The sequence below is a fragment of the uncultured Spongiibacter sp. genome (genome assembly GCF_964011655.1).
Lineage (GTDB): Bacteria > Pseudomonadota > Gammaproteobacteria > Pseudomonadales > Spongiibacteraceae > Spongiibacter > Spongiibacter marinus.
The window spans coordinates 61,661-80,135 of record NZ_CAXGPO010000011.1; the positions used below are offsets into that span (position 1 = coordinate 61,661).

Below are 18,475 nucleotides of genomic sequence, written 5' to 3' on the forward strand. Positions count from 1 at the left end.
TAGGCTAAGGCAGCGCGGGATAGAGCAAACTATCCCCTTCCCAGACCGAAGGCGGGCGGCACAATGGCAGCGGCGCGTCGCCTGGCAGCAGCCAAATCGGCGCTGAAAACGCCACCGGACGGTTATTATTCGCCGAATCTAACACCCTGACAAAGGCGTATTTTTTGTTGCTGCCAACGGAGATCTCACCCTGTAGCTCGCCGCCTGTCGCCTGTGCTAACACGGTGTTCCCCGGCCCAACCAACTGCACCACCGCGCTCGACATAACTTGGCCATGCAGGCTCACCGACACTCGATAAGGTAACACGCTGCCCGCCGGTTGACGGATTCTTGCTCCCAGGGTGGCATCAGCCACGCGGTAGTCCAAACGCAAGTCACTGTAGTGTTGCGCCACGGCATATATCCGCCTTGCCAACAGCGCCTCTCGCAAATCATCAAGGCTGCGAGAGCGCGCCCGGATCACGGTTTTAGGCAAGTCGGGGTCACCCCAGTGAATGCCGTGGTGGTCTTCTGAACTGATCGGCGCGAGGTGCCAGCCCTTATCCAGGGCATAACTCAACCAGCTCCCGCCAGGCCCATCGCTATCGTATTCACTGCCCTTGCCAAAGACTTCAATACCGACAACGCGGTAGTCAGCGGTATCGACATAGCGAAAATCATTGAATGTAAAAGCCGGGTCACCGCCGGCAAATTCAAAGGCGGATTCCAACGCATCTTCACGGCCGGGGTGATTAAAGCTAAGCAGTCCATCACTGCCGCCGCCAAACTGCGCAGGATAGGTAAACCACTGCCAAAACAAGGCCATACTCACCGCGTATCCGGGGCCGGTTTTGGCATTGATGATATTGCGCGAGAAGTAGACATTCGCATGGCCGAATCGGTCCGAGGTCCATTCAAAGCCGCGTATAGCCGTGAAATTATCGGTAGTGGCGGCATTGCTTTGACTCAGCGTCGCTGCCCACTTGGCCAGTGCATCCTGCGGGCGTTGCTCGTCAACCAAAAACAGGCAATAGAGGAAGTTTTCAGGTGGGCATTCTGCCCGGCCTATACCCGTGGAGAGGGGAATGCCCAGGTTATCGGAATGGTCAGAGGAGGCAACGAAGTCGTAGCCAAGTTCCTTCACCCGACGATACACATCCGCAGGCTTGGTTAGCGGCGTGCCGTCAGAGTAGGCGGTGTGCTCGTGCATCGCACCGATGTAATCCTCGAAGCTATCCGGATCATACGCGGGGGTGCAGGCATCGGCGGGTGCCTCCGGGCCAATTTGCTCAAGCACATAGCTTGGCTCGGTAACATCCAGCAGGGCCTCCGCGCAGCCCTCGGCAGAAGGTTGGCGCAAGCATTGGCGCAGCGACGGGCCGATGAGGTCGCCAAGTATGCAGTCGCTGCTTAACGGGTCTGAACAGGCCAGAAAGGCTTGCGGATCAAGTATCGAAGAAAGCGGGTAGAGGGGACAACCGGGTTGCAGTGGGTCCATTAAGCACGACAGAGGATCCGGGCTTTGCGCTTCCCGCGGCACCAACTGCAAGCTGCGACGCTCCTCGGTCTGCGCGCGACCATCGCTCACCTGCCACGCTATTTCAACAAGCACGGGCTCACTGAGCGCTGGAACAATAAAGCTGGCATTGGGCTTGTCGGCATCGCGCAGGCCCAAACGCACATCGCCGCTCGTTTCGCCCTGCTGCCAAATTGTTTGCAGGGCATCGGCGTCAGCGTCGCTGGCGATGCCGCGCAAGAAAACGGTTTCGCCGCTGTAGGCAACCCCGGGGTCGACCTCAACACGCTCGATTTGTGGCGCCCGATTTGCGACCGGCAACAGATGGATACGCAGGTCGGCGCTGGCACTACCGCCGCTGTTGTCGGTTGCCGTCAACCTCAGTACCAGGTCTCGTGCCTCGCTGGGGTTGGGTGCAACAAAACTTGCCTGCAGGGTGTCGGCCCCATCTATCACAAGGTCGCTATCTTCACCCAAGCCCTGCCAACGCACACTGACAATGTCGCCATCGGGATCAATCGCCGATGCATTAAGGCTCACCCGCTCACGGCCACGCGCGTCGAAACTATCGCCCACATCGACAATGGGTAGACGGTTTTGAAACACATTGCGCAACTGCACCGAGGTGTTGTCACTACCGATAAAGCCGCCGCTATCCCGGGCACTCAGACGAAAGCGCAGGGTGTCATCTTGCTCAACCTGGGGCAGGCGGAGGTGCAAGCTGTCTTGGTCACTGGCGCCAATAATCGTGGCACTCGGCCCCGCCGTTTGCTGCCAGGAAAGGGCCCTGATACTGCGGCCGTTGCGCGCCGTTACCGAGGAATAGAGCGTAATTTCTTCCCCTTCATCAGCCACTTTATCTGAACCGGCATCCACCCGTGGCGCCATTGCTGTATCGTTAGCCGGCCTTAACTGAATCGAGGTTTCGGCAGATCGGGGCTCCCCGTCGGCAGCCTGACGCTGCACACGCACACGAATACTGGCAGGGCCGTTCAGCGCCACGCTGCGATATTGAAAACGCTCTTCATCAACCTCGGCGGTTTCCAGCAGGGACTGGCCGGAGACGACCGTCCACTGCCACGGCGCAGTCGTCGCGCTATCGCTGTTATCCTGCGCTAACAGAATTTGCGTACTTTGCGCGGCGACTTCCGTTTCGCCAATAATCGTCAGCTCGCTGTTATCAGCGGGCGCACTACTGTTGTCACTGTCCGATGAACTCCCGCCACCGCAGGCGCTGAGAATGATACAACAGGCGATAAAACCGCTTCGAATGGCAAACACGTCGACAAGACCAATCAGTGAAAACGGGGAGTGTAGCGCCGCTATGTGACATCGACGTTAAATGTGACAGGAGGGTTACTTCACACCTCGATGACGGCGAATCAGATCGTAAGCCGCTCTGATTTCCTGAGACTTTTCGGTCGCTATCTTCAGCATATCCTCAGGTACACCGCGCGCAATGAGCTTGTCTGGGTGATGCTCACTCATCAGCCGGCGATAGGCCTTCTTCAATTCAGCATTGCTGACATCAGCGCTAACTCCAAGGGCGGTGTAGGCATCCTCGAGGTCACTGTGTTGCTGGCGGTGGGCCTGTTCTCGGGATGAATGTTGATGGTAATTAAAGTGCTGCTGAGCGCGACTCATTTTTAGCAGTTGCTCAAAGTCTCGCGTGGCAAAACCGAGGAACTGCGCCACGCGGGATAAAACAGCCTCTTCGGCGGCATCTATTTCGCCGTCGGCGATCGCCATTGCCAGCAACGCCTCTATCAGCATTTGCTTTAACAGCGGCTGAGCCGCGCAGTGTTCCAAAAAGCGGGACACCTCTTCCTCGAGCACAAAGGCGTCGCCGCTACCTTCCTTAAACCGCTCAATAGCGCTGCGCCGCCGCTCGCTGCTCAAGCCCAGCTGAGTAAAAATGGCTTCTGCCTGATGAATTTCTCGCTCGCACACGCGGCCATCGGCTTTAGCGAGATGCCCCATAATGCGAAAGGTGCTGTCAAAAAACGCCTGCTGAAGCTGCTCCCGGCGCGCGGCGTAGTTGAAGCCCATCGCCTGCTTCAGGCCTCGGTCGAAAAAATGCCCAATGGCCAATCCGACCACTGCCAATAGCACTCCGCCGGTAAAATAGCCGAGTACTGCGCCGATGAGTTTTCCCATGCTGTGTTGCTCCACACCACTGTGAACAGGTCCTAGATCATAACAAGTCTATTCCTCGGCCACACGCGTCGCCGCGAGCCACGCAACGCTGTATAATCCTCGCTTCTTTTATTCCACGCACAGCGGTAGACGGGGATCACAGTGAACCAGGCAGATGTAAGCAGCTTCCAGGGACTCATCCTGAGCCTGCAACAGTTTTGGGCCAAGCAGGGCTGCGTTGTTTTGCAGCCCCTCGATATGGAAGTCGGCGCAGGCACCTTTCACCCAGCCACATTCTTGCGGGCCATCGGCCCCGAGAGCTGGAATGCCGCCTATGTGCAGCCATGCCGACGCCCCACCGATGGCCGCTATGGCGAGAACCCTAACCGCCTTCAGCACTACTACCAGTTTCAGGTAGTCATGAAGCCTTCCCCCGATAATATTCAAGAGCTCTATCTCGACTCCCTGCGCATGCTAGGTATCGATCCAAGGGTTCACGACATACGCTTTGTTGAGGACAACTGGGAGTCGCCGACACTGGGCGCCTGGGGACTCGGCTGGGAAGTGTGGCTGAATGGCATGGAAGTCACCCAGTTTACCTACTTCCAGCAAGTGGGCGGTATTGAGTGTTTCCCGGTTACCGGCGAGATCACCTACGGTCTGGAACGTATCGCCATGTACCTGCAGGGCGTGGACAGCATCTATGACCTTGTGTGGACCGACGGGCCCGAAGGCAAAGTGACCTACGGCGATGTGTTCCACCAAAATGAGGTGGAAATGTCGACCTTTAACTTTGAAGAGGCCGACGTTGAACAACTGTTCAGCAACTTCGACCACTACGAGGCAGAAAGCCAGCGCCTGGTAGAGAAAGGTCTGCCTCTTCCCGCCTATGAGATGGTTATGAAGGCCTCACACGCCTTTAACTTACTCGACGCTCGCCACGCCATTTCGGTCACCGAGCGCCAGCGCTTTATCTTGCGTGTTCGTGGCCTGGCACGCGCAGTGGCCCATGCCTACGACGAAGCGCGAAACCAACTTGACTACCCGCTAGCCAGCGACGAGCGAAAAGCCGTATGGCGCGAACAATTTCGCGCAGACAAAGGAACAGCCTGATGAGCAAGCGTGATCTGCTGATAGAGATCGGCACAGAAGAACTCCCCCCGAAGGCACTCAGCAGCCTGTCCGAGGCCTTCACCAACAGCATTACCCAGCAATTGGCCGCTGAGGAACTGAGCTTCGATGGCGTAGAAGGCTTCGCGTCGCCACGTCGCCTTGCTGTGGTCGTTCGTCAACTCGACGAACAGGCGCCCAGCAAAGACATAGAAAAGTGGGGGCCACCTGTCAAAGTCGCCTTTAAGGACGGCCAGGCCACCAAAGCTGCCGAGGCCTTTGCAAAGAGCAATGGTTTGGCACTGGATGAGCTGAGTAATTACATCGCCAATGACGGCAAGCAAGACAAGCTGTGCTTCCGCTCTACCGCTGAAGGCAGCCAAGCCAGCGAAAAACTGCCAGGCTTTATCGATCAGGCCCTGGCGTCTCTGCCCATCCCCAAGCGTATGCGTTGGGGTGCAAAGCGTGAGCAGTTTGTGCGCCCCGTACACTGGGTGAGCGTTATTTTTGGCGACGAGGTTGTTAGTGGTGAGGTGATGGGTCATCGCATCGGCCGCAGCAGTCGCGGCCACCGCTTTCACAGCGAAGGCGAGCTGCAACTGGGCAAGCCCGCAGATTACGCGCGCCAGCTGGAAGAAGAAGGCCGTGTTATCGCCGACTTTAGCCGTCGCCGTGAGTTAATTCGCCAACAAGTCGCCGCGCAGGGGCAGCGCCTCGGCGGTGAGGCGGTGATCGACCCGGCACTGCTGGACGAAGTCACCGCACTGGTTGAATGGCCGGTGGCCTTAGCGGGTAATTTTGAGCAGCGTTTCTTGCAGGTTCCCGCCGAGGCCTTGGTGTCCTCGATGAAGGAACACCAGAAGTATTTTCACGTGGTAGATGCCAAGGGGGAGTTGCTCCCTCACTTTATCACGGTGTCTAACATCGAAAGCCGCGAGCCGGAAAAAGTCATCGATGGCAATGAGCGGGTTATTCGCCCGCGCCTGAGCGACGCCGCTTTCTTTTTCGAAACCGACTGTAAAACGACATTGGCAGAGCGCCGCGAGCTGCTGAAGAAAGTCGTTTTCCAGGAAAAGCTTGGCAGCATTTTCGACAAAACCGAACGCGTTGCCGAACTCTCTGCGCTTATTGCCTCGCAATTGAATGTCGACGCCGCGCAGGCGCGCCGGGCCGCCGAGCTTAGCAAAAGCGATCTGGTGTCAGAGATGGTGCTGGAATTCGACGATATGCAGGGCATTGCCGGTACCTACTACGCCAAGAATGACGGCGAGCCCGCCGCGGTTGCCCAGGCCATGCAGGAGCAGTATCTGCCTCGCTTTGCCGGCGATGAATTACCGGCTGGTGATGTCGGCACGGTCATCGCCCTGGCAGACCGCCTGGACACCATAAGCGGTATTTTCGGTATCGGCCAACTGCCCACCGGGTCGAAAGACCCCTTTGCCCTGCGCCGCGCGTCACTGGCGGTCATGCGCATTCTGATCGAAAAAGCCTTGGACCTGGATCTGCGCCCGCTGGTCGTCAAAGCCATTGCCCAACACAGCGCGGTGAAGGGCAGCGACGAGCTGGTAGAGAGCATCCTCGGCTACATGTTCGAGCGACTGCGCGCCTGGTATGACGACAAAGGCGTGGCCAGCGAAATCTTCCTCGCCGTCAATGCCAAAGGCATCACTCATGCCCTCGACTTTGATCGCCGCGTTAATGCTGTTCAAGCCTTTACCCAGTTGAAGGAAGCCAGTGCATTGGCCGCCGCCAACAAGCGCGTATCGAATATTCTCGCCAAAGCGGAAGGGGATGTAGCGCCGACAGTCGATGCGAGCTTATTGCAAGAAGACGCCGAGCAAGCGCTGCACTCAGCCTTGGGGGCGTGCTCGTCAGAAGCCCTGGCGCTATTTGAATCCGGCGACTATACCGCAGGCTTGAAGTCACTGGCGGTCTTGCAGGGCCCTGTTGATCGCTTCTTTGACGATGTGATGGTGAACGCCGACGACCCGGCTCTCAAGAATAACCGCCTCAGCTTACTCAAACAGCTACAAGCCTTGTTCTTGGAAGTGGCCGATATATCACTGCTGGTGCCTGCTAAAAAATAGCGGGCAAGCGATGCGAAGGGAGCAGGGATGACGTTACCGTACAAAGTGTGGCTCGGGCTACGCTCGGGGCTGTTTTTTGTAAGCTATGCGCTGATTACGCTGTTTTTTAGCGTTACAGGTATTGTGTTCACGTGGTTCCTACCCTTCCATATTCGCGGCCGCTACTTTGTCATCGGCAATGCGCTGATCATTTTCTGTCTGCGGCTATTTTGTGGCGTACGCACGCGCGTCGTCGGCGAATTGCCTGCGCAACAGCCCTATGCCGCCCTGGCAAAACACCAAAGCCAGTGGGAAACCTTTTATTTGCAGTGGTTTCTTTTTCCCGTTACCACCGTGGTTAAAAAGGAGCTGCTGTCCGTGCCGTTCTTCGGTTGGGCGCTGCGCATGATGAATGCGATCGGCATCGATCGCAGCAACCCCCGGGCGGCCATGCGCCAAACCATGGAGCAGGGCACTCGGCACCTGGCGAATAACTGCAACCTGCTTATCTTCCCAGAGGGAACCCGTGTGCCCCATGGCGTGCGCGGTAAATACGCCAGGGGAGGGGCAGGCATTGCCGTCAAAGCCGGTGTACCCATTTTACCCATCGCTCACAACGCCGGAAGGCTGTGGCCACCCAAGAGCCTGCTTATTCGGCCAGGCACCGTCACGCTGTGGATAGGGGAGCTGATTGACACTCGCGACGGTGACCCAAAGGCCCTGGCCGAACAGGCCGCAGAATGGATCGAGCAACACTGCGATAAAATGCCTTAGCCGGAATCAGCACAAAAAAAAGCCCGCGAATCGATGCGACTCGCGGGCTTTTTTAGTGCCTGGGATCAGACATCCAAGTTAGCCACTTTCAGGGCATTACTTTCGATGAAGTCGCGGCGAGGCTCGACTTGATCACCCATCAAGCAGGTAAAGATCTGGTCGGCGGCAATCGCGTCTTCAATCGTGACCCGCAGCATGCGTCGGGCATCTGGATCCATGGTGGTTTCCCACAGCTGATCTGGGTTCATTTCACCCAGCCCTTTATAGCGCTGCACGTTGATACCGCGCTCTGCCTGGGCCATTAGCCAGTTCATCACCTCGTCGAAGCTTTCCACCTCTTGGGTGCGCTCACCGCGTTTGATATAGGCGCCGTCTTCGAGCAGCCCCTGCAGGCTTTCACCGAGTTCTGCAATGCTTTGATAATCTGAAGACTTGAAGAAATCGCGACCAAAGCGATAGTGGGTACTTACTCCGTGAGAGGTTATTTCCACTTCAGGGACAAAGATATTCAGTTCATTGTCTTCCACCACTCGCACATCGTAGCGGTGTTGCGGATCGCGGGCTTCTAGCTCTACGGTGACCTCAGCCAGTGCGGTGCACCATTTATCCATCACGGCCCGGTCGCCGAGTTGATCGGCCTTAACGGTGGGTAGGTGAACAACTTCACGCAACAATCGCGCAGGATAAATACGCGACAGCCGCTGGGTGATATCTTCAACTTTCCTGAAGTTGGTCACCAACTTTTCCAGGCCTGCACCAGTGATCGGGGCCGCGTCCGGGTTTACGTATAACGCTGCACCATCTAGCGCGTTCTGGGTTAAGTAGCTGGCCAGTGCAGCCTCATCTTTCAAATACTGATGCTGCTTTCCGCGCCCAATTTTATATAGGGGCGGTTGGGCAATATAGACATAACCGTTTTCAATCAGCTCCGGCATTTGACGGAAGAAGAAGGTCAGCAGAAGGGTACGAATGTGCGAGCCGTCTACGTCGGCGTCGGTCATGATGATGATGTGGTGATAGCGCAGCTTTTCTAAGTTGAATTCCTCTTTGCCAATGCCGCAGCCAAGGGCCGTGACAATGGTGCCAACTTCAGCAGAGGAAAGCATCTTGTCGAAGCGCGCCTTCTCAACATTCAATATTTTACCTTTGAGGGGCAGAATAGCCTGGGTGCGACGGTCGCGGCCCTGCTTAGCCGATCCACCCGCCGAGTCACCCTCCACCAAGTACAATTCAGAAAGACCGGGGTCTTTTTCCTGGCAGTCTGCAAGCTTGCCTGGCAGGCCTGCAATATCCAGAGCGCCTTTGCGGCGGGTCATTTCTCTGGCTTTTCGAGCAGCTTCACGAGCACGGGCCGCATCCAGCATTTTCTGGACAATCTGCTTGGCTTCGTTGGGGCTCTCCAATAGGAAGTCACCAAACTTGGCCGTCATTGCTTGCTCGACAACCGTTTTCACTTCGCTGGAAACCAGCTTGTCTTTGGTCTGCGAGGAGAATTTGGGGTCGGGGACTTTAACTGAAATAACGGCGGTTAGACCCTCTCTCGCATCATCGCCTGTAGTGGAGACCTTAGCTTTCTTCGCCAGGCCTTCACTTTCAATGTAGCTATTCAGGTTACGCGTCAGACCGGCCCGGAATCCGGCCAAATGGGTGCCACCGTCGCGCTGGGGAATATTGTTGGTGTAACAGAATATATTTTCCTGGAAGCCGTCATTCCACTGAAGGGCGACCTCAACACCTATGCCATCTGCTTCGGTAGTGAAGTGGAAAACATCGTTAACCGCGCTTTTATTGTTGTTGAGATACTCAACAAAGGCGCTAAGACCACCTTCGTAACAGAAAACTTCTTTTTCACCACTGCGCTCATCGATCAGCTCGATGTTTATACCGGAGTTCAGAAATGCCAGTTCACGAATACGCTTCGCGAGATAATCGAAGTGGAACTCAATATTGCTGAAGGTTTCTTTACTGGGTTTAAAACGGACTTCCGTCCCACTGCGTTCAGTATCGCCAATAACCGCTAGTGGCGCGTCGGGGACGCCATGGCGATAGACTTGCTCGTGAACTTTACCGCCCCGACGAATGGTGAGGCGCAGCTCTTCAGAGAGGGCATTTACCACGGATACACCAACACCGTGGAGACCACCAGAAACCTTGTAAGTATTGTCGTCAAATTTCCCGCCTGCGTGCAGGACGGTCATGATTACTTCGGCCGCCGATACACCCTCATCATGGATCTCGGTGGGAATACCGCGCCCATCGTCACAGACGGTAACGGACTCATCGGGGTGAATAATAATTTGTATCTTGTTGCAGTGGCCTGCCAGAGCCTCATCAATCGAGTTATCGACGATTTCGAATACCATATGGTGAAGGCCTGAACCATCATCGGTGTCTCCGATGTACATGCCGGGACGCTTACGCACGGCGTCGAGGCCTTTTAGCACCTTGATACTGGAGGAATCGTAATTTTTGTTTTCTTCTGTCATTCTTTGAACCTCTACACACAAGAGCCTTGCCCAGCAGCAAGTCCTTTTTATTTACCTGTCGCCCACACGCCATTGGCTGAAATCAGGCGTTGGTAAAATGTTCCACGTGAAACCTTCTTATCTCTTTTGCGTCACCCAGCCAAGCGTCATCAAGATCTGATGCTTCTATGGATGTCGCGAAAACCTGCATATCCATGCTCGCGATCACACCAAACAGGGCAGCGCGGCGCTCTCTATCCAACTCTGCGGGCAAGTCATCGACTAACAACAGCACATCTAGGTTTTGTCGCCGCATCAACCCGCATTGTGCTAATTTCAGCGCACATACCAGCGTTTTAATCTGCCCACGCGACAATACCTCGGCCGCATTAGTACCACCGTAACTAAAGCGAATATCTGCGCGGTGCGGACCTACTCGCGTAAACCCTTGCCGCAGATCTTGCTCTCTGGATTCATTTAAGAGCCTACGCAAATCCTCTGCGCCTAAACGACCCTCGTCGTCATCCCAGCCACTGATAAAGCGCATAGTAAAACGCGAGGCATCAAGAAGGTGGCTTGCATCCTGCCCAGACCCACCCTGAAGCTCGTTAAGCAGACTTACAAACGCTTCCTCTAGCTCCGCAAACTGAGCGCGGCGCATAGCCGTGATTTTCGCCCCTGTCAGCGCAATTTCCTCTTCCCAGGGGGAGAGCATTGCATCCGATAGTTTACCACGTCTGAGCAGTGTATTTCGCTGCTTTACCGCTTTTCTATACCTTGACCACTCCTCGTAAAAACCAAGATGTTTCACGTGGAACACTGACCAATCGAGAAACTGCCGGCGCACGGTTGGTGAGCCTTCAAACAATTGAAAGCTATCGGGGTTGATCAACTGCACGGGAAGCAAGCCCGCTAAATCCGAGAAGGACCGGAGTCGTTCGCCCGCATACTTAACCAGCAGCGACTTATCCCGCCCGCGCTGGATGCCAAGCATCCGACTATCGTCAAAGGCACCATCAACCAACTCCCCCCTTACCAATAGAGAAGGGGAGTCAAAATTCACCACACTATTAATTTTTCGTGAACGAAATGACCGCGTAAGGGAAAGCATATGTATCGCCTCAAGCACCGAGGTTTTACCACTACCATTCACACCATGGATGAAATTAAAGGTAGAGAGATCACTCAACACACAGCGCCGCAAATTACGAAAATTGGAGATATGTAGTTCACTTAACCGCATCGGGCGTCACAAACTCCGCAAACAGGAGGGAAGGGGAAGAATACAAAAACGGCCACCATCGCTGGCGGCCGCTATCAAAATCGCAAACATCCGTAATTGCCGACAGCTTACAAGCGCATTGGCATAACAACGTATTGGCTATCGCTGCTCTCAGACTCTTCAACCAAGGCTGAGCTGTTGGCGTCCGACAGCGAGAACTTCACGGTTTCGCCATTGATTGCAGACATCACGTCCAACAGATAGCTCACGTTAAAACCTATCTCCAGGCTGTCGCCCTCGTAATCCACCGCTACGATTTCTTCCGCTTCTTCTTGCTCGGGGTTGTTAGCTACTATCTGCAAGTTGCCACTGCTGAGTAACAGGCGAATGCCGCGGTATTTTTCGTTAGACAAAATTGCAGTACGTGCGAAGGCTTGCTTAAGCTCTGCGCGGCTACCTAATACCGTTTTGGTGCTGCCACGGGGCAGTACACGCTCATAGTCGGGGAATTTTCCGTCTATCAACTTAGACGTGAATGTGAAATCACGAGTGACCACGCGGATGTGGTTGCTGCCCACAAAAAGCTCCGCATCATCATTTTCATTAATAAGCAGACGACCCAGCTCGATAACCCCTTTACGTGGCAGGATCACCTGGGCGCTGTTAGACACATTGATGTCGCCATTGAAGCTGGCCATCGCCAGCCGGTGACCATCTGTCGCAACCACTCGCAACAAACCTGGGTTCACCTCAAACAGCATCCCGTTCAGATAGTAGCGAACATCCTGCTGGGCCATGGCAAAGCTGGTGCGATCGATCAAGCGCTTTAAATCACCTTGCTTCAGGCTGAAACGCTGACCGCCGTGACCCTGCTCAACACTGGGAAAATCACTGGCGGGAAGGGTGGACAGCTGGAAGCGGCTGCGTCCCGACTTAATAATGAGCTTCTGCTCGTCCTGGCTAACATCGATCACCGAGCCCTCGGGCAGGGCCTTACAAATATCCACCAACTTCTTGGCGGGTACCGTGATTTCTCCCGGCTCGCTTGCCTGGCCCTCTTCCGCCAAATCCACACGACCGATCAACTCCACCTCGAGATCCGTACCCGTCAGCGAAAGTTGCTGACCATCCAGCACTAACTGAACATTCGCCAAAATAGGCAGCGTTTGGCGGCGTTCTACAACACCGGCAACAAGGTTCAGGGGCTTGATCAAAGCGTCCCTAGAAATAGAAAATTTCATTCGTTGTCTTCCCGTTGGTTTTTGCTGGTCGCAGGGCCGCTTTCCCAGGCCATAAGAAACTACACTTTATTATAAAAACTGACCTAAAAACATTAGGTTGTCAGAAGTCTTATCAAATTCTTATAGTCTTCCCTGATATCGGCATCAGCGTCGCGCAATTCTTTTATTTTACGGCAGGCATGCAACACGGTCGTATGGTCCCGACCACCAAAACCCTCGCCGATTTCGGGCAAACTGTGGTTGGTTAACTCTTTGGAAAGCGCCATCGCTAACTGCCTTGGACGCGCCACCGAACGACTGCGACGCTTGGACATTAAATCGGCAATTTTAATCTTGTAATACTCTGCAACGGTGCGCTGGATATTATCCAAACTCACTTGCTTATCCTGCAGCGCCAGCAAGTCTTTTAGCGATTCTTTAATAAGCGGAATATCGATGGGCTTGGCCATAAACCGTGAACTCGCGATAACCCGCTTCAACACACCCTCAAGCTCGCGGACATTCGAGCGAACACGCTGAGCAATAAAAAACGCCGCGTCAGAGGGCAGGGGGATATTCTCTTGCTCTGCCTTTTTCAGCAAAATAGCCACCCGCGTTTCCAACTCTGGCGGCTCTACCGCAACGGTAAGCCCCCAGCCGAAACGCGACTTCAACCGCTCTTCCAGCCCCTTAATTTCTTTGGGGTAGCGGTCACAGGTAAGGATCATCTGCTGACCGCCTTCCAGCAAGGCGTTAAAGGTATGGAAGAATTCCTCCTGGGAACGCTCTTTTCCTGAGAAAAACTGAATATCGTCAATTAACAGCGCATCCACCGAGCGGTAATAGCGCTTAAATTCATTGATCGCATTGAGCTGCAAGGCCTTAACCATATCGGCAACAAAGCGCTCAGAGTGAAGATATACCACGCGAGCATTGGGGTTTTGTTGCACCAGGGAGTTACCCACCGCGTGCATAAGGTGCGTTTTACCCAAGCCAACCCCACCATATAAAAATAGCGGGTTATACGCGCGCCCCGGATTCTCTGCGACCTGGCTTGCTGCCGCGCGGGCTAGCTGGTTGGACTTACCCTCTACAAACGTTTCGAAGGTATAGCCCTCCATCAAGGAGCTTTGATGGCGAATACCGCCTTCAACTTCCACTTGCCGCTGGGGGGGGGTAGTGGGCGCTGCCGACGCCGCAGTGGAGGACTGGATAATTGCCGGAGCAGGAACCGGGGCGACGCCCTCATTCCCCGCGAGTGTACTTTCTGTGGCAGCAGGGCTTTGACTCAGATCCTCCCCATAACTGGCGGGAGGGGTAGGGCGTTGGCGCGCCATTGCCGATTGCTGGCGATCGGCAATGGCCAGCTCAACATTGAAGCCTTGGCCGCCAGAGAACTCTGCAACCAGCTCTTCAATCCGAGTAAAAAATCGATCGTTGACCCAATCTTTAACAAAGCGATTAGGCGCCAGCAGACGCAACCAACCTTCTCCAGCCTCTAAACGCAGCGGCCGAATCCAGGTATTGAACTGCTGCGCGGGCAACTCCTCTTGAAGAACCGCTAAGCACCGCTGCCATATGGCGTCAGACAAAATAACACTCCCAAAACCAAAAATACCCGCCCAGCGAACGCCAGCCTTACAACCACAACAAAGGCGCCGCGTAAACGAGGTAAAACCCAGCTAAACCTATAAACAGGCTGGACATTCTACGCCTTCAACCCAAACTTATCCACACCTACGCGACTTTATCAACAATCGCGAACCGTTAAAAAATACCTAAATTTCAATGATATATAACAATAAACAATAAGACTCTATGGATAAAACAGAACAACATGTGGATAACCCCGGGATCAAGATGTGAATAACTTGTCAATAGGGTGTTATCATCAACCAGCCGGAAATTCCGATAACGAAGCCGGTGAGAGGCTTGGCAAATAAACCCCTTACAGGCATTGCTATTAGCGGTGCTGTCCACTAAAATTCGCGATCCGATTTTTCGTGCTCCAGCCACTTATTCCGGCAGGAGACAAAGAACTCGTCGTATAACGACACTGTGAACGGACAAGATCATGAAAAGAACTTTTCAACCAAGCAACCTGAAACGCGCCCGCACTCACGGTTTCCGTGCTCGCATGGCAACCAAGAACGGCCGCAAAGTATTGAACCGTCGTCGCGCTAAAGGCCGTGCTGTTCTGTCTGCATAATTAAGCGCTAGATTAAGGTACCGGTATTGCAGTGGAATTCGGCTTTGATAAATCACTGCGTCTACTCAATGCCGGCGACTACCAGGCTGTATTCGACCAATCTCGTCTGAAGGTCTCTACCGCCGAGTTATTATTTCTAGCGAATGCCAACGGCCTCGACCATCCCCGGCTTGGCCTTGTTGTTGCCAAGAAGAACGTACGCTTAGCCGCACAGCGAAATCGCCTGAAACGCATCGTTCGAGAGAGTTTCAGAATGCAGCAGTCGCGATTGCCGGGTATCGATGTTATCGTGCTGGCTCGAAAGGGCGTCGACAAGCTCGACAATCCCACTTTGCATAGAACCTGCAAACAGTTGTGGCGACAGTTAGAAAAGCGCGCCGAGAAGCAACTGCGCAAGCAAGAGGGTTAAACCTTGCAGCGCCTACTTATTGCCTGCATCAAGTTTTACCGCCTGTGCATCAGTCCGCTGATAGCACCACATTGCCGTTTCTATCCCAGCTGTTCCCATTACGCTATCGACGCGATCCGCGAGCACGGTGCCCTGCGTGGCAGCTGGCTTGCCCTGCGCCGCATCGGTCGCTGCCACCCGTTAAATCCCGGCGGCTACGACCCCGTTCCACCCTGCCATCACTGCCAAAACGAAAACAACTCAATCAAGGCTATTAAGCAATGATCGATATTCAGCGCTACCTACTTATCGCCGCCATCGCCGCGCTCTCATTTATGCTGCTGGTTGAATGGAAAAACTTTGATGGCGGCAACACTGCTCCGCTGGCCGCGGCCGCTGCACTGGCTGAGCAACCGGCCAACGCCGACGTTTCTCTACCCACCAACGACGCTGGCAGTGACGATTTACCCACCGCCGACAATGTCGACAACAGCGTTGAAGACTTCGCCGATAAGGGCGTAGACAGCCGCTACATCCATATTCGTAACGATGTTCTGGACCTGAAAATCGATCTACAGGGCGGCGACATTGTCTATGCCGCAACCTTGGAGCACCGCGACAGCATCGAGGAAGAAGAAGCCTTCGTACTGCTGGAAAACAACCAGCGTCGCAGCTATGTGGCCCAGAGTGGCTTAATCGGTAAAAACGCCACCGACACGGCGCAGGGCCGACCCATGTTTAGCGCCAACCTTGAGAGCTTCTCCTTGGAAGAAGGTCAGGACAGTGTTTCCGCGAATCTGCGCTATCAATACAGCGACGACATTCTTATCACCAAACGCTACACCCTGCAGCGTGGCGATTATCTGGTAAAACTCGACTACCTTGTTGAAAACCGCTCTAGTGAAGCGTTTAGTGCCTCACTGTTTGGCCAGCTGAAGCGCGACAACAGTGTCGACCCCGGTGTCAGCGACGACGGCCTGTTCGCCATGAAACCCTTTATGGGTGTCGCCTATTCCAGCAGCGAAGACCCCTACAACAAACTGGCCTTCCACAAGCTGAAAGAAAAGCCACTCAACGAGCAAATGGAAGGTGGCTGGGTCGCCATAATCCAACACTACTTCCTTAGCGCCTGGGTGCCCGACCAATCTGCCAACAACAGTTTTAAAACCGTTGTTACGCGCCAGGGCTTAAATATTGTTCGCTTCACCTCGCCGTCGCAAACGGTTGCTGCCGGTGAGCAGGGCACCTTGAGCGCGGCGATTTATATCGGCCCTAAAGACCAGTACCGTTTAGAGGAAATCTCTCCTGGTCTGGAACTCACCGTCGATTACGGCTGGCTGTGGTGGATAGCGCAACCCTTGTTCTGGCTGCTGACCAAACTCTACAGCGTCTTCGGCAACTGGGGCTGGGCGATTATCGGCGTTACCGTGTTGGTAAAAGCCGCCTTCTTCCAGCTCAATGCCAAGGCCTTCACCTCCATGGCGAATATGCGCAAGGTGCAGCCTAAACTGATGGAGCTGCGCGAGCGCTACGCCGACGACCGTCAAAAGCAGTCCCAGGCGATGATGGAGCTGTACAAGAAAGAAAAAATTAACCCCGTCGGCGGCTGCCTGCCCATGCTGGTGCAAATGCCGGTATTCATCGCCCTCTACTGGGTGCTGATGGAAAGTGTTGAGCTGCGCCACGCACCCTTTATGCTGTGGATTAATGACCTGTCAGCGATGGACCCTTATTTTGTCTTGCCGCTGATTATGGGTGCGTCGATGTTCATTCAGCAAAAGCTGAACCCGCCACCGGCAGATCCTATGCAGGCGAAAATCATGCAGTGGATGCCCATCGTCTTCACCTTCTTCTTCCTGTTCTTCCCCGCGGGCTTGGTACTGTACTGGGTGGTCAACAACACCCTGTCGATTATTCAGCAGTACATTATTACCAAGCGCATCGAAAAAGCTGGCTTGCCGTCTCGTTAAGCGATGAGCCAGCAAGACACCATCGCCGCCATTGCCACGCCGCCCGGCAAAGGCGGCGTTGGTATCATCCGCATTTCGGGCAGTAAAAGCCTGGCCATTGCCGCTGCGCTGATGGATCGCAGCCCGCAACCACGGCGTGCCCACTTCGCCCATTTTCGCGAGATTATCGACAACGAAACGGATGTTATCGACCAGGGGCTGGCGTTGTTTTTCCCCGGCCCCAACTCCTTTACCGGCGAAGATGTTCTGGAGCTGCAGGGTCACGGCGGCCCGGTAATCATGGACCGCCTGCTCAAGGCCTGTCTGCGTGCCGGCGCTCGCATGGCGCGTCCTGGCGAGTTCTCCGAACGCGCATTTCTGAACAACAAAATCGATCTCGCCCAAGCTGAAGCTATCGCCGACTTGATCGATAGCGCCTCGGAACAAGCCGCTCGCCAGGCGATGCGGTCACTTGACGGCGCCTTTAGTCGCGAGATCGACCAACTGGTCGAAGCCGTCACCGTATTGCGGATCTATGTCGAAGCGGCGATAGACTTTCCGGAAGAAGAAATCGACTTCATTAGCGACAGCCGCGTCGCCGACGACTTGAGCGCCATCAAACAACAGCTTCAACACGTCAGCAACGCCGCCCAGCAAGGCAGTTTGCTTCGCGACGGTATGACCGTTGTTATTGCCGGGAAACCCAATGCGGGTAAATCCAGCTTGCTCAACGCCCTGGCCGGGCGAGAGTCTGCCATCGTTACTGACATTGCCGGCACCACGCGGGACATACTGCGCGAAAACATTCTGATTGACGGCATGCCGCTGCACATTATTGATACCGCCGGTCTGCGCGACAGCGATGACCCGGTGGAACAGGAGGGCATTCGCCGAGCCTGGCAGGAAATCGACAAAGCGGACCGCGTACTGCTAATCGTCGATAGCCACCAACAGCGCCACGCCGATATACCCGATACCTTCGCCGAGCACGCCAATGCCGGCAAGCTCAGCCTGATATTCAATAAATGTGATTTGAGTGGCGAAACGGTGCGCGAGGACACGCAAGGCGAGCTACCCACGCTCTACCTCAGTGCCAAGGCAGAACAGGGTATCGACCTGCTGCGCAACCACCTCAAGCGCTGCGTGGGCTTTGAAGACGGCGACAGCCCGTTTATTGCCAGACGGCGGCATATTGAAGCACTGAATACTGCCCGCGAGCACCTCCTGCAAGGCGAACACCAGCTCCACCACTACAATGCCGGCGAACTGCTCGCCGAAGAACTCCGCCTCGCCCAGCAAAGCCTGTCAGAAATCACCGGTGCCTTCACATCCGACGATCTGTTAGGCCGCATCTTTTCCAGTTTTTGTATCGGAAAATAGCTATCCCTATTATCACTTCATGCGCAGTACAATTTGCGACATAGTTGTGAGACCCCAGCTA

At 54.8% G+C, this 18,475-nt stretch carries 14 protein-coding genes; 8 read left to right on the plus strand and 6 right to left on the minus strand.

The features are described 5' to 3' along the window. Positions 1–4 precede the first annotated feature (4 nt). Positions 5–2,776, minus strand: a complete 2,772-nt coding sequence (locus ABNS66_RS07530; RefSeq protein WP_286837361.1) for a hypothetical protein — start codon at positions 2,774–2,776, stop codon at positions 5–7. Positions 2,777–2,851: 75 nt separating this feature from the next. Continuing rightward, positions 2,852–3,652, minus strand: a complete 801-nt coding sequence (gene djlA / locus ABNS66_RS07535; protein ID WP_286837358.1) for a co-chaperone DjlA — start codon at positions 3,650–3,652, stop codon at positions 2,852–2,854. A gap of 141 nt (positions 3,653–3,793) precedes the next feature. Between djlA and glyQ the strand changes: the two genes are divergently transcribed. From glyQ to ABNS66_RS07550, 3 genes are read left to right on the plus strand one after another with little or no spacing between them, the layout of a single operon-like run. Beyond that, complete coding sequence (gene glyQ / locus ABNS66_RS07540) at positions 3,794–4,744, plus strand: glycine--tRNA ligase subunit alpha (protein WP_286837356.1); 951 nt, start codon at positions 3,794–3,796, stop codon at positions 4,742–4,744. Further along, positions 4,744–6,828, plus strand: coding sequence for a glycine--tRNA ligase subunit beta (glyS, locus tag ABNS66_RS07545; RefSeq protein WP_286837354.1), 2,085 nt, complete (start codon positions 4,744–4,746; stop codon positions 6,826–6,828). The genes glyQ and glyS overlap by 1 nt, the downstream gene beginning before the upstream one ends. A 27-nt stretch (positions 6,829–6,855) precedes the next feature. Further along, positions 6,856–7,581 (plus strand): lysophospholipid acyltransferase family protein, encoded by a 726-nt coding sequence (locus tag ABNS66_RS07550; protein WP_286837352.1) that lies wholly within the window; start codon positions 6,856–6,858, stop codon positions 7,579–7,581. A 65-nt stretch (positions 7,582–7,646) separates the two neighbouring features. On the opposite strand, the gene gyrB is transcribed toward ABNS66_RS07550, so the two are convergent. The 4 genes from gyrB to dnaA form a co-directional block, all read right to left on the minus strand. Next, positions 7,647–10,067 (minus strand): DNA topoisomerase (ATP-hydrolyzing) subunit B, encoded by a 2,421-nt coding sequence (gyrB, locus tag ABNS66_RS07555; protein WP_286837350.1) that lies wholly within the window; start codon positions 10,065–10,067, stop codon positions 7,647–7,649. Between the two features lie 82 nt (positions 10,068–10,149). Beyond that, positions 10,150–11,289 (minus strand): DNA replication/repair protein RecF, encoded by a 1,140-nt coding sequence (gene recF / locus ABNS66_RS07560; protein WP_286837348.1) that lies wholly within the window; start codon positions 11,287–11,289, stop codon positions 10,150–10,152. 107 nt (positions 11,290–11,396) lie between these two features. Beyond that, positions 11,397–12,509 carry a DNA polymerase III subunit beta gene (gene dnaN, locus ABNS66_RS07565; RefSeq protein ID WP_286695320.1) on the minus strand — a complete coding sequence of 371 codons (1,113 nt, stop codon included), beginning with the start codon at positions 12,507–12,509 and terminating at the stop codon, positions 11,397–11,399. 92 nt (positions 12,510–12,601) lie between these two features. Then, positions 12,602–14,080 carry a chromosomal replication initiator protein DnaA gene (gene dnaA / locus ABNS66_RS07570; protein WP_286837346.1) on the minus strand — a complete coding sequence of 493 codons (1,479 nt, stop codon included), beginning with the start codon at positions 14,078–14,080 and terminating at the stop codon, positions 12,602–12,604. Between the two features lie 482 nt (positions 14,081–14,562). Here dnaA and rpmH point away from each other — a divergent pair, with 482 nt between their 5' ends. From rpmH to mnmE, 5 genes are read left to right on the plus strand one after another with little or no spacing between them, the layout of a single operon-like run. Further along, positions 14,563–14,697 carry a 50S ribosomal protein L34 gene (rpmH, locus tag ABNS66_RS07575; protein ID WP_084497939.1) on the plus strand — a complete coding sequence of 45 codons (135 nt, stop codon included), beginning with the start codon at positions 14,563–14,565 and terminating at the stop codon, positions 14,695–14,697. A gap of 31 nt (positions 14,698–14,728) precedes the next feature. Further along, on the plus strand, positions 14,729–15,106 hold the full coding sequence (gene rnpA, locus ABNS66_RS07580; protein ID WP_027873444.1) for a ribonuclease P protein component: 378 nt from the start codon (positions 14,729–14,731) through the stop codon (positions 15,104–15,106). A gap of 3 nt (positions 15,107–15,109) precedes the next feature. Beyond that, positions 15,110–15,370 (plus strand): membrane protein insertion efficiency factor YidD, encoded by a 261-nt coding sequence (yidD, locus tag ABNS66_RS07585; RefSeq protein ID WP_286837344.1) that lies wholly within the window; start codon positions 15,110–15,112, stop codon positions 15,368–15,370. Then, positions 15,367–17,055 carry a membrane protein insertase YidC gene (yidC, locus tag ABNS66_RS07590; protein ID WP_286695322.1) on the plus strand — a complete coding sequence of 563 codons (1,689 nt, stop codon included), beginning with the start codon at positions 15,367–15,369 and terminating at the stop codon, positions 17,053–17,055. Before yidD ends, yidC begins: the two co-directional genes overlap by 4 nt. A 3-nt stretch (positions 17,056–17,058) precedes the next feature. Then, entirely contained in the window at positions 17,059–18,414 is a 1,356-nt protein-coding gene (mnmE, locus tag ABNS66_RS07595) for a tRNA uridine-5-carboxymethylaminomethyl(34) synthesis GTPase MnmE (RefSeq protein ID WP_286695323.1), read from the plus strand. Positions 18,415–18,475 lie beyond the last annotated feature (61 nt).